This is a genomic window from Kitasatospora sp. NPDC006697, from assembly GCF_042869935.1.
GTDB lineage: Bacteria > Actinomycetota > Actinomycetes > Streptomycetales > Streptomycetaceae > Kitasatospora.
Genome location: NZ_JBIAGU010000024.1, coordinates 26,356 through 39,297 on the forward strand (window position 1 = coordinate 26,356; position 12,942 = coordinate 39,297).

Genomic DNA, 12,942 nt, shown 5'->3' on the forward strand with positions numbered 1-12,942 from the left:
GTCAGCCGCCGCGCCGGGCTTCGGCCCGGTAGCCGTCCAGCACGTCCTGGCGCAGCAGCAGGCCGAACCCGGCCGACTCCAGCCGCAGCCCGAACTGGGCCGCCGTCACCCCGAACTCCTCGGCCGTGCGGCCGAGGTGCCAGTCGTGGGCGGCCAGCCGGGCGAGCAGGTGGGCCCGGCGGGTCTGCTTCTCGGAGAGCCGGAAGGTCTTCAGGTAGGCCAGCCGGCCGTCCTGGTGGGTGATGGTCTCGCCGAGGTGGTTCTCCCGCTTGGGCACCAGCGAGGGCAGCAGCCGCCGCAGGGTGAACGGGCCCATCCGGTAGACCCGGCGGGCGGTGTACTCGGCGTCCAGCAGGCCGGCCGCGAGCAGCCCGTCGTGCTGCTCGCGCCAGTCGGCGGCCACCCGCTCGGCGGCGGCCCGCAGGTCGGCCAGCGAGGCGATGCCCGGCCCCTCGATCCGGGCCCGGAAGTCCGCCACCGGCGGCATCAGCACCGCGTAGTGGTAGACCAGTTCGCCGTAGAGGTCGTGCACCAGGCTGCCGTGCAGCGCCCGGTAGTCGGCCGGGTGCGGCACCACGAAGGCGCCGGCCAGCGCGTCCGCCAGGTAGACCAGCACCCCGCACTGGCCCGGGTGGATCTCGAACACCCGCAGTGCGTCGGCCAGTCCGCGCACCGACAGGCCCAGGTAGGCCTCCTCTGCGCGCGGCGACAGGCCGTTCCGGATCGCCCGCTGCGACCACTCGGCCCAGGCGATCGTCGGGCCGCCGAAGTGCAGCGCCAAGTACCCCTCCAGCGACAGGTGCTGGGGCAGGAAGCGGAGCCGGCCGGCGCCCTCGCGCCTGGCCGTGCGGCGGTGCAGCCGCAGCGGCAGGGCGGCGGGGGCGGGCAGATCGGCCTTGGGCGGGGCGAGTTGGGTGCCGTAGGAGGCCGCCGGGCTGCCGTCGCCGGTCCAGTCGGCCACGAAGGCGTGCGGGATGTAGGAGAAGTAGGAGGTGTCCCGGCCCAGTTCGACCAGACCGCGCTCCTGGCCGGGGAAGAGCCGGCGGTGCAGCCGCAGGTCGGTGATCGGCTGCTCGCGCAGCAGCGGCACCAGCCGCACCGAGCCCCAGACCTGTGCGGGGCCGGCGGTGAGGCCGGCCAGGTCCAGCCGGGTCATCGGGCGGCCTCCGGAGCGCTCAGGAAGGCGGCCACCCGGGCGTCCAGGTGGGCGCGCAGCTCGGCCAGCCCGGTGCGGCCCTCGGCGAACCGGGCCAGCTCCACCAGCGAGGGCAGGTCCTCGGCATCGCGCAGACCGGCCGTCGGCACGGTGGGCGCCAGCCGGTGCACGTCGAACCCCTCCGCGTCGTAGACCGGGTTGAGGTGGACGACGGCCGTCCGGCCGTCCGGGTCCAGCCGGGTGCGCCAGGCGCGCAGCACCTCGGCGGCCAGGCCGGGCGGTGCGTTGTCCCAGCCGTCCGAGACGATCACCAGCCGGTCCGGCCCGCCCTCCAGGGCGTCCAGCACCCGCAGGCCGAGCGGGGTCGGGCCGCTCGGGTGGGCCAGCAGCGGATCGCGGCGGCCCGAAGTCCAGTAGGCGCGGTAGTCGGTGGCCAGCGCAGCCAGCAGGTGGTGGCAGGCCAGCGCGGCCGCCAGCGGGCGGCGGCGCTTCTGGCCCGAGCCGTAGCTGGAGTAGCTGTCGTCCAGCACCGCCGCCACCCTGCCCCAGCTGCCGCGCAGCGGACCGGCGGCCCGCTCGGCGGCGGCGGTCAGCGCGGCCGTCAGCTCGGCGCGGCGCTGCTCGCGCTCCGCCGGCGGCAGGCCGAGCAGGTAGGAGGCGAGGCGGGTGAGCGGCATCCGGGCCAGGTCGACGGCCACGGCGCCGTCCGCCGACTCGCGCAGCCGCAGCCGCTCCAGGCGGGTCAGCCGCGGCTCGATCCGCTCCAGGAACTCGGTGCGGGCGATCCGGTGCTTGGCGGCGAAGCCCTCGGCCACCGTGTACGGCAGCTCGTAGACCGCGCCGCGCTCGTAGTGGGCGCGCCGCCAGGCGTCCAGCAGCGGCTCCGCGAAGGCGGCCTGCCGGGCCGCGCCGGAGAACAGGAAGCGCCCGAACTCCGGCTCGCGGGGCGGCAGATGGGCATGGCGCACGGTGGCCTTCAGGCCGCCGCGGTACTTCACCGCGTCCAGCGCCGGGTTGGGGCGGGCAGCCAGCCAGCCGCGGACGATCGCCCGGGTGCGGCGGTTGTTCACCCGCTCCCGGGCCAGCCGGGCGAACAGCTTGTAGACCCGCTGCGGCGGCAGCAGCGCGAGCCGGCGGGCGATCAGCCGGCCCTCGGCGCGGCGCTGCTCGGGCGAGGCCTCGGCGGCGGTGGCCAGCAGGTTGCGCACCATCAGCGCGGCGTTGTGGTCGTTCACGTCCAAGGCCAGGACGGCGGCGTAGAGTTCGCGGTAGTTGCCGAGCACGTACTCGTGCAGGAAGCCCAGCGAGAAGCGCTGCGCGGCGGCATCGTCGCGGAACTCGCGCTGGCCGGTGGCCGTGATGGCCGCGTTGACGAAGAGCAGCACGTCCTCGGCGGCGATCAAGTCCTCGTACGTGTCCACACCCGCTCCCCTCCAGGTCGGCCGGCCGGGGAGTAACGGGCACGAACTGCGAATCCATGCTGAAAAGGCATCTCCCGGAAGTCGCACCACAGTCCCGCGGCCGGCCGCCACGACGCTAACACGGAGCCGCGCCGGACCTGGGGGAATATCGGCCGCCCCGGAAGGCGGCGCCTTGAGGGGCCGTCAAGTGGACCGCTGGGTAGGCCGCCGACTGGTATGGCGACGGCGCGGGGGGCTCTGGTGGAGTGGGTCGGGCACCGCCACCCCGACGCCCGGCGTTCCGCGATCGTCACCCGATCCGATGCGGCGATCCCGGCGCGGCGACCCGGCCCCGGTGCCGGCCCACCCCACCGAACCCCGACAGGAGGCAGTTCCCCATGCCCTCAACACGTGCGCCCGCCGCCGCCGGCACGGTGAGCTGGAGCGCGGGGGACGGCGACCGGCCGCTCGGGTCCGCCGCCGGCATCCCGGTCCGGGTCGAGTCCCGCGAGGTGGCGGCGCCGGATCCGCTGCAGCTCTTCGAGGCCCTGCAGCGGACCCGGCCGCCGGGCGACAGCTACCTGCTGGAGAGCCTGGACGGCCCCGAGCAGGACCGGCACGCGGCAGTGGTCGGCTGGGGACGGCTCGCCGAACTGCGCTGCCACCCCGACCGCCTGGAACTGCACGGCAGCGAGCCGCTGCTGGCCCGGCTGGCCGAGGTGGTCAGCGAGGCGGTCGGCCGGCCCGCCGAGCCCAGCGGCGACGGCCACGGCTGGCCGCTGGCCGGCGGACCGGCGCTGTGGCGGGTGCTGCGCGCCGTGCAGCGCGGCTTCCGGGTGGAGACCGACGTCCCGGCCGGGCGCTTCGCCTTCGGCTTCCTCGCCGCCTTCACCTACGAGGCGGCCTGGGCCATGGAGGAGCTGCCGCAGAACCAGGTCCCGGCCGACCAGCCGCTCTGCACCCTGGCGCTGTTCCGGCACACCGTCTGGTACGACCTGGACGGCGGCGGCGCCCGCCACCTGGTCGCCTCCGGCCCGCAGCTGCCCGCCGCCCGGGACGGCGCGGACGCGCTGCCGCAGGCCCCCGCCGCCCCGGCGGCCGAGGTGCCGGCCGCCCCCGTGCCGCGTGCGGTGCGGGACAGCGCGACCGCCGAGGAGTACCACGCCTGGGTCAAGCGGTGCCTGGGCCACATCGAGGTGGGCGACAGCTACCAGATCCAGATCGGCCACCGGATCGAGGTCGAGACCGAGCTCACCCCGCTGCAGGCCTACCGCCGGCTGCGGCACCGCAACCCGTCCCCGTACATGTACGTGATCCCGTGGGCCGGCCGGACGGTGGTCGGCGCCAGCCCCGAGCTGTTCATCCGGATCGAGGACGGCCGGATCTCCATGCGGCCGATCGCCGGCACCGCCGTGCGCGCCGCCGACCCGCAGGAGGACGCCCGCCGGGTCGCCGGGCTGCGGGCCAGCGAGAAGGAGCGGGCCGAGCACATCATGCTGGTCGACCTGTGCCGCAACGATATCGGCCGGGTCTGCGTGCCCGGCACGTTGGCCGTGGACGCGATGATGGACGTGGAGCCGTTCGCCTACGTGCACCACCTGGTCTCCACCGTCTCCGGCACCTTGCGCCCGGAGGCCGACGTCTGGGCCGCGGTCTGCGCCACCTTCCCGGCCGGGACCATGACCGGCGCACCCAAGCTGCGCGCGATGGAGATCATCAACGGCATCGAGAGCACCCCGCGCGGCATCTACGCCGGTGCGCTCGGCCTGCTCGACGTCCGCGGGTTCACCATGCTCGCGCTCTGCATCCGCACCGCCGTCCACGAGGGCGGCCGCTACACCATCCAGGCCTCCGCCGGCGTGGTCGCGGACTCCGAGCCGGCCGCGGAGTGGCGCGAGACGCTCGCCAAACTCAGCGCCACCTACTGGTCGTTGACCGGAGAGGAACTGCTGCCGTGAAGATCCTGCTCGTCGACGCGTACGACAGCTTCAGCCACATCATCGACCAGTACCTGCTCACCCTGGGCGCGCGGACCGAGGTGGTGCGCTCGCGCACCCGCAGCACCGGGGAGCTGCTGGCCGCCGCGCCGGACGCGGTGGTGCTGGGGCCCGGCCCCGGGCACCCCGCCGACTCCGGCCACGTCGAGCTGGTCCGGGCCTTCGCCGGCCGGGTGCCGGTGCTCGGCGTCTGCCTGGGGCACCAGGCGATCGGCCTGGCCTTCGGCGCCGAGATCGCGGTGGCCAAGCACCTGATGCACGGCAAGGTGAGCCGGATCGAGCACGACGGCGCGGGCGTCTTCGAAGGCGTCCAGACCCCGCTGGCCGTCACCCGCTACCACTCGCTGATCGTCACCGAGCCGCTGCCCGCCGAGCTGGCGGTGACCGCGCGGGCCACCGACGACGGCTATGCGATGGGCCTGCGGCACCGCGAACTCGCGGTGGAGGGCGTGCAGTTCCACCCGGAGAGCGTGATGACCGAGTCCGGGCTGCGGCTCTTCGAGAACTTCCTGGCCGGGGTCCGCACGCCCGCGATGGCGGGGCGGTGAGCATGGACGGGGCCGCCGACCGGCTGGCCGTGGTCACCGGCGCGGCCGGCGGCATCGGCCGGGCGATCACCGCCGCACTCACCGAGGCCGGCCACCCGGTGGTGGGCCTGGACCTCAGGGCCGAGGCGGACCGCTCGGCGGTGGCCGCGCTCGCCGCCGACCTGACCGACCCGCAGCAGATCGAGGAGGCGTTCGACTGGATCGAGGAGCGGTACGGACTGCCCGCCGTGCTGGTCAACAACGCCGGCCGGTACGACGCCCGGGACTTCCTCGACTACACGCCCGAGAGCTACCGGGCCGTGCTGGACGCCAACCTGGGCTCCGCCTTCTTCTGCACCCAGGGCCTGGCCCACCGGCTGATCGCGGCCGGCCGGCCCGGCGACGTGGTGAACATCGCCTCGATCAGCGGCCAGACCGGCAGCCCCGACACCGCCTACTGCGCCTCCAAGGGCGCCGTCATCGCGCTGACCCAGGGGCTGGGCCGCTCGCTGGCCGCCCACCGGATCCGGGTGAACGCGGTGGCGCCCGGCGTCATCGACACCGCCATGGCGGCCGCCATCCCCGCCGAGCGCGCCCAGGAGTACCGCGAGCGGATCCCGCTCGGGCGCTTCGGCCGCCCGGAGGAGATCGCCGCCGCCGTCCGCTACCTGGTCTCGCCGGCAGCCCGGTACGTCACCGCCACCGTGCTGGACGTCAACGGCGGCCTGCACTAGTTCCGCACGCACCCTCCGAGAGGAAACGATCCGTCATGTGGCTGCCCAGCAGTGGCCCCGCCGTCGAGTTCGCCACCCGCTACCTCGACCTGCACCAGGCGTTCTACGACCGGAGCCTGCCCGCCGAGACCCTGGCGGCCTGGCGCGGCGAGCAGCTGCGCGCCGTGCTCGACCAGGTCTCCACCGGCTCGGCGTTCTACCAGCGGCACCTCAAGGACGTCGACCTGTCCGCGGTCACCCCCGACACGCTCGACCTGCTGCCCTTCACCACCAAGGCCGACCTGCGCCGCGAGATGCTGGACGTGCTCAGCCGCCCGCTGGCCGAGGCCGTCTTCTTCTACGAGACCACCGGCACCACCGGCCCCGCCACCCCCTGCCCGCGGGACGCCCGCGAGGTGATCGCCAGCAACGCCCACGTGACCGAGTCCTGGGCGTCGATCTTCCGCCACCACTTCGGCGAGCACGCGCCGCGGATCGGCCTGATGGGCCCGACCGAGGTGCACTCCTTCGGCGACACGCTCGGCGACGTGGCCCGCAACACCGGCTCGATGAACGCCAAGATCTGGCCGTACTCGCCGGTCATCGGCTTCCCCAAGGCGCTGCAGCTGATGCAGGAACTGGAGCTGGAGGTGATCTGCTGCACCCCCGGCGTGGCGCTGACCCTCTCCAAGGCCGCCGAGCACTACGGCTACGACCTGCGCAAGGACTTCTCGGTCAAGCTGCTCTTCGTCACCGGCGAGATGTGCACCCCGGCGCTGGCCGCCAACCTGGAGTCGGTCTGGGGCGCGGACGTCTACAACATCCTCTACGGCTCGCAGGAGGCCTTCGTCATCGCGACGGCCTGCCGCAACAAGCGGATGCACCTCTCGCAGACCAACTACCTGGTCGAGGTGGTGGATCCGGCCGGCGAGCAGTCCCACGGCCCGCGCGGTGAGGGCGAGCTCACCGTCACCATGCTGATGGACGGCGTCAAGCCGCTGGTCCGCTACCGCACCGGCGACGCCGTGGTGGTGGAGGAGTCGGACTGCGACTGCGAGCTGCCCGGCGACCTGGTCCGGATCGTCGGCCGCACCCTGGACCGGATCGACATCGGCGGGCGGCTCTTCACCGCCGGCCAGATCGAGCTGGCCGTGCTCACCGGCGTCACCGGCTCGGCCGGCTACCAGGTGCTGATCGAGCGCGACGAGGACGGGCAGGACCGGCTGACGGTGCGCCTGGAGTTCCTGAGCCACGTCACCGGGCGGCAGGAGATGGCCGACCAGGCCGCCGAGCGGGCCACCCGGGAGCTGGGCGTCCCGGTGCTGGTGGAGCTGAGCGACGGTCTGGACCCGATCGTCAGCACCGGCGCCTTCGTCAGCTGGAAGGCGGCCCGGATCGTCGACCGGCGCACCGCCCCCGACCACGAGACCCAGGTGGCGCAGCGGATGGCGGCGAACCGTGGTTACTAGCGCCGGCGCGGCGGCGGTGGAGCTGCCGGCCCTGCTCGGCGCGGACTACCAGGCCCGCTGGTCGCAGCTGTCGCGCCGGTGGGCCGAGCGGCCGGGCACCCGGCTGGGCACCCTCGGCCCCGAGGGCACCTCCAGCGATGTGACGGCCCGTTACCTGGCCGAGCGCTTCGACCTGCGGCTGGCCCTGCTGGGCAGCTTCGACGAGGTGCTGGACGAGCTGGTCCGGGGCGGGATCGACTCCGCCCTGGTGCCCAGCGCCTCGCAGGGGATCACCCGGTTCCACTGGCACCCCGCCGTCCGGCTGCAGGCCTTCTTCCCGCACCCGACGCCGGAGTACGGCATCGCCCTGCCGCGGACCGCCGCCGGCCCGCCGGCCGGGGAGGGGCCGGTGCGGGTGGCCACCATCTGGGAGGTCCGCCGGGTCTACCACGAGGTGGTGCCCGCCGCCCTGGCCGGCCGGCCGGTGGACTGGGTGGACGCCGCCTCCACCCAGCACGCCGCCGAACTGCTCGCCGCCGGCCAGGCCGACCTGGCCGTCACCAACTCCTCGGGCGTGGCCGCCCACGGGCTGCGCTGGCTGGCCCGGCGCCCCGGCGCGGAGATCGTCTGGACGGTCTTCGGCGGACCCGAGGACCTCGATGCACGCTGACCGGAACGGAGCCGCCACCATGCCGCGCAAGACCCTGCTGCACCGGGTCACCGTCCAGGAGGGCCTGGGCGAGGACTCGCGCCCCGAGCAGAGCGTGCTGCTCGACGGGGACCGGATCGAGGCCGTGCTGCCCGCCGGCCAGGCGCCCCTGCACGCGCCCGGAGTCGAGGTCGTCGAGCTGCCCGGACGCACCGTCATGCCGGGCATGACGCTGGGGCACACCCACATCGCCTACCTCGACGTGGTCGACGGCCGGGAGATGCTCTTCAAGTACTCCGTGCCGGACCTCGCGCTGGCCGCTGCCGAGAACACCAGCCGGCTGCTCTCGCTGGGCTACACCGCCTTCGTCGGCGCCGGCTCGGTCGCCGGGATCGACATGGCGCTGCGCCGGGCGGTCGACTCCGGCCGGCTGGCCGGCCCGCGGATCACCCCGTGCAGCCGGGACCTGATGGTCTCCGGCCCGCCCGAGCGGCGCAATCCCGAGGTCGGCAAGCGGATCCCCTCGGACCTGATGCGGCTGGCCGACACCCCCGAGGAGCTGATCGCCTACGTCGCCAAGGAGATCGCCGAGGGCGCCGAGATCGTCAAGGTGTTCTCCTCCGGCGACGACACCTTCCCCAATGCCCGCTCCCACGAACTGCTCTTCACCGCAGAGGAGTTGGTGATCGCGGCGCGGACCGCCCACGAGCACGGCGCACGGGTGCGGGCGCACTCGCGCGGGCTGGCCGGCATCCGCAATGCGATCGCCGCGGGCGTGGACGTGATCGACCACGCGACCTACGCCGACGACGCGGCGCTGGAGGCGATCGCCGAGCGCGGCATCTTCGTGGTGCCCAGCCTGCACCAGCCGCACCGGCTGCTCACCCGCGGCACCGAACACGGCAAGACCCCGGAGTACCTGGAGGGCATCGAGTTCCAGGCCGAGGTCGACAACACCCTGCGGATCCTGCCGCTGATGGTGGAGATGGGCATCCCGGTGGTGGCCGGCGACGACTTCGGCTTCGCCTGGACCCCGCACGGCAGCTACGCCGAGGAGCTGGAGACCTACGTCGGCATGGCGGGCATCCCGGCCCGGACCGTGCTGCAGTGGGCCACCGCCAACGGCGCCAAGCTGGCCGGCCGCGGCGACGAGGCCGGCACGGTGCAGGCCGGGCGGCTCGCCGACCTGGTGGTCACCACCGCCGACCCGGCCGAGGACATCACCGTGCTCAGCCGCCCCGGCGGCATCGAGACCGTGCTGCTCGGCGGCCGGGTCGTGGCCGGGACCCTCGCCACCCACCCCCTGACCCCGAACGGAGAGCTCTGATGAACGACAAGCGGGCGCTGATCCCGCCGCTGCCCCTGCTCGCCTTCGGCGCCTTCGCCATCGGCACCGACACCTTCGTGGTGGTCGGCGTGCTGCCGCGGGTCGCCCACGACCTGCACGTGAGCGTCGCCGACGTGGGCTGGGTGAGCACCGTCTTCGCGCTCTCCTACGGCGTGCTGGCCCCGGTGCTCGGGGCGCTCACCGGCAAGGTGGACCGCCGGACCCTGATGGTGCTCTCGCTGCTCGGCTTCGCGGCCGGCAACGTCCTCTCCGCGCTGGCGCCGAGCCTGACCACCCTGCTGCTGGCCCGGGTCGCCACGGCCGCCGCCGCCTCGCTCTACATCCCCTCCGCCTCCGCCACCGCGGGCGCCACCGCGGCGCCCGAGCGGCGCGGCCGGGCGCTGGCCGTGGTGCTCGGCGGGCTCTCCGCGGCCACCGTGCTCGGTGTGCCGTTCGGCACCTGGCTGGCCAGCGACATCGCCTGGCGGGCCACCTTCTGGCTGCTGGCCGGCCTCGGGGTGCTCTGCGCCGCGGCGGTGGCGCTGATGCTCCCGTCGCTGAAGCTGCCGACCGCGCCCAGCCTGGCCGTCCGGCTCGCGCCGGTGCGCGACCTCGGGGCGCTGCTGACGGTGCTCACCACGCTGCTCTTCATGACCGGCGGCTACACCGTGCTGACCTACATCGGCGCGGTGCTGGCGCCCGCGACCAAGGGCAGCGGCAATGTGCTGGCGCTGCTGCTGCTGGCCTTCGGCGTGGCCGGGTTCCTGGGCACCAACCTCGGCGGGCGCGCGGTGGACCGGTTCAAGCCGGTGCCGGTGCTGCTGGTCTCGCTGGTGCTGCTCGGCGCCGTGCTGGCCGTGGTGCCGCTGGCCCGGGACCGGGTCTGGACCGCCGCGGTGCTGATGGCGCTCTGGGGCCTGGCCGCGATGGCGACCCAACCCGCCCAGCAGCACCGGATGTTCGCGATCGCCCCGGCCTCCGGGCCGCTGCTGATGTCGCTGAACTCCTCGGCCACCTTCCTGGGCATCGCGCTCGGCGGCTACCTCGGCGGCCAGGTGGTGCACCAGGCCGATGACGCCAGCCTGCGGCTGCTCGGCCCGATCGGCGCCGGCCTGGTGCTGCTCTCGCTGGTGGCCGGGTACCTCGGCACCCGGGCGGGGGCGGCCGCCGCGCCGGCACCCGCCGCGGTGCCGGCCCGGACCGAGGCCGCACCGGCCCGGAACTGACGGAAGGGGGAGAGCGTGCCGACCAACCGCCCGATCATCCTGGGCATCTGCGGCTCCGAGCGGGCCGGCGGCAACACCGATCTGGCGCTGGAGTACACCCGGACGCTGGTCGAGCAGCGCGGCGCCGAGTTCCGGGTGATCCACCTGCGCGAGCACCGGATCTCGCCCTGCAGCCCGTGCGGCGACTGCAACTACCGCACCGAGCCGTGCGGCCTGCGGGACGACATGCCCGCCGTCGTGGAGCAGATGCGGCAGGCGGACGGCATCATCTACGCCGTGCCGGTGCACGGGTTCGGGCCCGCGCACCTGATGCAGGTCTTCATCGAGCGGGCGGGCGTGGGCTACCTGCGGTTCCAGCGCCCGCTCGCCAACAAGGTCGGCGGGATCGTGATCACCAGCCGCCGGTACAGCGACAGCGCGGTGCACAGCCAACTGGTCGACAACCTGCTGCTGAACCGGATGATCCTGGTCGGCAGCGGCTTCCCGGCCCTGCTTCGCAACACCGCCCCGCAGCCCGCGCTCACCGACCGGGAGGGCCTGGACGCGCTGGACCGCATGGTGCACCGGATGGTGGACATGGTCGGACTGCTGCGCCACCACGCGCAGGAGACCGGCCTGCCCCCGCTGCCGGTGGACGACCGCAACGAGCGCACCTCGCGCCCGGCCCGGAACTCCGTTCCGGCCACGGAGGACGAGGGTGCGGTGGCACAATCCCTCGCATGACAACTGATCAGGACGCCGCCGCACTGGCCGAGCTGCGGGCCGTCATCGACGGGCTGGACGGGCAGATCGTCGCGCTGCTCGCGGAGCGCACCCGGGCCGTCGGCCGGGTGGCGGCGTACAAGCACGACGCGGCGGCGGTGCAGGCGCCGGACCGGGTCCGCCAGGTGGTGGACCGGGTCCGGGCGCTGGCGGAGCAGCACGGGATGCCGGCGGAGATCGCCGAGGCGGTGTACCGCACGATGATCGAGGAGTTGACCCGGTACGAGATGGTGCACGCCGGACACGCCTAACCGTGCTGCTCCCGGCGGAAGGCGCCCGGGGTGCGGCCGGTCTCGCGGGTGAAGAACTTGCCGAAGTTGGTCGCCTCCGCGAAGCCCAGGGCCCGGCCGACCGCCGCCACCGGCAAGTCGGTGTGCGCGAGCAGGCGCTGGGCCTGCAGTGCCACCCGGGCGTCGGCCAGCTGCTTGGCGGTGCGGCCGGTGGCGGCCAGGCAGGCCCGGGTCAGGGTGCGCGGCGAGCAGCCGATCAGGGCCGCGTACTCCTCCACCGAACGGGTGGAGCCGTGCCGCTGCTCCAGGGCGCGGCGGAAGGCCCGGTAGAGCTCGCCGCTCGGGGCCGGCGCCCCGCCCAGCCGGGCCAGCCGGAGCAGCAGCGCCGCCAGCAGCTGGCGCAGCAGTTCGCCGGTCAGCCCGTCGGCCGGTGCGGTGCGCAGGGCCCGGTACTCCGCCGCGATCTCGGCCACCGCCCGGTCCAGCGCCGCGAACCCCTCGGGCGCCGGCTGACGGGCCACCGGGCCGAAGCCGTCCAGCAGCTCGCGCACGGCCGGCAGTGGCGGCGGGAAGTCGGCGGTGAAGAGCAGCAGCACCGCGTCCAGCCGGGCCGGCTGCCCGTCCGGGCCGGACGGCAGCCGCTGCACCTGGCCGGGCCGCAGGTGCAGCAGGGTGCCCGGTCCGCACGGGTGGGTGACGAAATCGACCATCGTGGTGCCGGTGCCGCCGCGGATGAGGATCAGCTGGTGGAAGTCCAGCCGGCTCGGGCGCTGGGAGACGGATCTCCTGAGCCGTCCGGTCAAGGCGTCGAAGCTCAGCACTTCGATGCCGGCCTGCCGCTGGTCGGGGTTGTCGTAGGCGATCTCGACGATCCCGGGCTGCTGTCCACTTTCGACCATCACGCGTCGTGACTGTACCTCGTCCGCGGGGCGGCCGCCGGGAGATCGTGGAGCCATCCGATCGACCCGATGGAGGGACCACCCCATGACCACCGTGAACCCTGTGATCCCCTTCCCCGAGCAGCTGCCGGTGCTCTTCCAGGACGCGCTGAACGCCGGCGACGTCGACGGACTGCTCGCCCTCTTCGCCCCGGAGGCCGGGATGCGGACCGTCCACGGCGAGTACCTGACCGGCGAACCGGCGCTGCGGGCCGAGCTCGAAGGCACCGTCGGCCGCCACGGCCGGCTGACGAATGTTCAGCGGCACACCCTGCCGGGCGCCGGAACCGCACTGCTGGTCACCGAATGGACCATGGAAATCGACGGCGAGGACGGCGAGCGACTCACCGCGACCGGCGCCACCGCCAACATCGCCCGCCGCGGCGGCGACGGCGGCTGGCGGTTCGCCCTGCTCAACCCGCTGGGATTGGACTGAACGTGTAGTGCCACTGGACCGGGGCTGCGTCGGCAACCCCTACTCGGCCCTGGTCCTTCTCATACGAACTTCCAGGAGGTCAAGCTCACACTTCTAGGGGTTGCTGTGATCCCCTTACCGGGCGTTAACCTCC

At 74.2% G+C, this 12,942-nt stretch carries 13 protein-coding genes; 10 read left to right on the plus strand and 3 right to left on the minus strand.

The window, feature by feature from the left end; genetic code table 11:
• Window position 1 precedes the first annotated feature (1 nt).
• On the minus strand, window positions 2–1,156 hold the full coding sequence (locus ACFYNO_RS28575) for a hypothetical protein (RefSeq protein ID WP_388018634.1): 1,155 nt from the start codon (window positions 1,154–1,156) through the stop codon (window positions 2–4).
• Window positions 1,153–2,577, minus strand: coding sequence for a hypothetical protein (locus tag ACFYNO_RS28580; protein WP_388018637.1), 1,425 nt, complete (start codon window positions 2,575–2,577; stop codon window positions 1,153–1,155). The genes ACFYNO_RS28575 and ACFYNO_RS28580 overlap by 4 nt, the downstream gene beginning before the upstream one ends.
• Before the next feature lie 377 nt (window positions 2,578–2,954).
• Here ACFYNO_RS28580 and ACFYNO_RS28585 point away from each other — a divergent pair, with 377 nt between their 5' ends.
• Genes ACFYNO_RS28585 through ACFYNO_RS28625 form a run of 9 tightly spaced genes read left to right on the plus strand, consistent with a single transcriptional unit; the run spans window position 2,955 to window position 11,456 of the window.
• On the plus strand, window positions 2,955–4,514 hold the full coding sequence (locus ACFYNO_RS28585) for an anthranilate synthase component I family protein (protein ID WP_388018640.1): 1,560 nt from the start codon (window positions 2,955–2,957) through the stop codon (window positions 4,512–4,514).
• Window positions 4,511–5,101, plus strand: a complete 591-nt coding sequence (locus ACFYNO_RS28590; protein ID WP_388018643.1) for an anthranilate synthase component II — start codon at window positions 4,511–4,513, stop codon at window positions 5,099–5,101. The genes ACFYNO_RS28585 and ACFYNO_RS28590 overlap by 4 nt, the downstream gene beginning before the upstream one ends.
• 2 nt (window positions 5,102–5,103) lie before the next feature.
• The gene (locus ACFYNO_RS28595; RefSeq protein WP_388018841.1) at window positions 5,104–5,814 is read left to right on the plus strand and encodes an SDR family NAD(P)-dependent oxidoreductase; all 711 of its coding nucleotides are present in this window, start codon (window positions 5,104–5,106) and stop codon (window positions 5,812–5,814) included.
• 35 nt (window positions 5,815–5,849) lie between these two features.
• Window positions 5,850–7,262, plus strand: coding sequence for a phenylacetate--CoA ligase family protein (locus ACFYNO_RS28600; protein ID WP_388018646.1), 1,413 nt, complete (start codon window positions 5,850–5,852; stop codon window positions 7,260–7,262).
• Window positions 7,252–7,911, plus strand: coding sequence for a hypothetical protein (locus ACFYNO_RS28605; RefSeq protein ID WP_388018649.1), 660 nt, complete (start codon window positions 7,252–7,254; stop codon window positions 7,909–7,911). The genes ACFYNO_RS28600 and ACFYNO_RS28605 overlap by 11 nt, the downstream gene beginning before the upstream one ends.
• Entirely contained in the window at window positions 7,901–9,217 is a 1,317-nt protein-coding gene (locus ACFYNO_RS28610) for an amidohydrolase family protein (RefSeq protein WP_388018652.1), read from the plus strand. The genes ACFYNO_RS28605 and ACFYNO_RS28610 overlap by 11 nt, the downstream gene beginning before the upstream one ends.
• Complete coding sequence (locus ACFYNO_RS28615) at window positions 9,217–10,443, plus strand: MFS transporter (protein WP_388018655.1); 1,227 nt, start codon at window positions 9,217–9,219, stop codon at window positions 10,441–10,443. Before ACFYNO_RS28610 ends, ACFYNO_RS28615 begins: the two co-directional genes overlap by 1 nt.
• Window positions 10,444–10,458: 15 nt before the next feature.
• A complete protein-coding gene (locus ACFYNO_RS28620; protein WP_388018658.1) occupies window positions 10,459–11,166 on the plus strand; it encodes a flavodoxin family protein in 708 nt (235 codons plus the stop codon).
• Window positions 11,163–11,456: a chorismate mutase gene (locus tag ACFYNO_RS28625; RefSeq protein ID WP_388018661.1), complete on the plus strand. Its 294-nt coding sequence runs from the start codon at window positions 11,163–11,165 to the stop codon at window positions 11,454–11,456. Before ACFYNO_RS28620 ends, ACFYNO_RS28625 begins: the two co-directional genes overlap by 4 nt.
• On the opposite strand, the gene ACFYNO_RS28630 is transcribed toward ACFYNO_RS28625, so the two are convergent.
• Window positions 11,453–12,334: a helix-turn-helix domain-containing protein gene (locus ACFYNO_RS28630; protein WP_388018844.1), complete on the minus strand. Its 882-nt coding sequence runs from the start codon at window positions 12,332–12,334 to the stop codon at window positions 11,453–11,455. The genes ACFYNO_RS28625 and ACFYNO_RS28630 overlap by 4 nt on opposite strands.
• Window positions 12,335–12,419: 85 nt before the next feature.
• On the opposite strand from ACFYNO_RS28630, the gene ACFYNO_RS28635 reads away from it, so the two are divergent.
• The gene (locus ACFYNO_RS28635; RefSeq protein ID WP_388018664.1) at window positions 12,420–12,809 is read left to right on the plus strand and encodes a YybH family protein; all 390 of its coding nucleotides are present in this window, start codon (window positions 12,420–12,422) and stop codon (window positions 12,807–12,809) included.
• Window positions 12,810–12,942 lie beyond the last annotated feature (133 nt).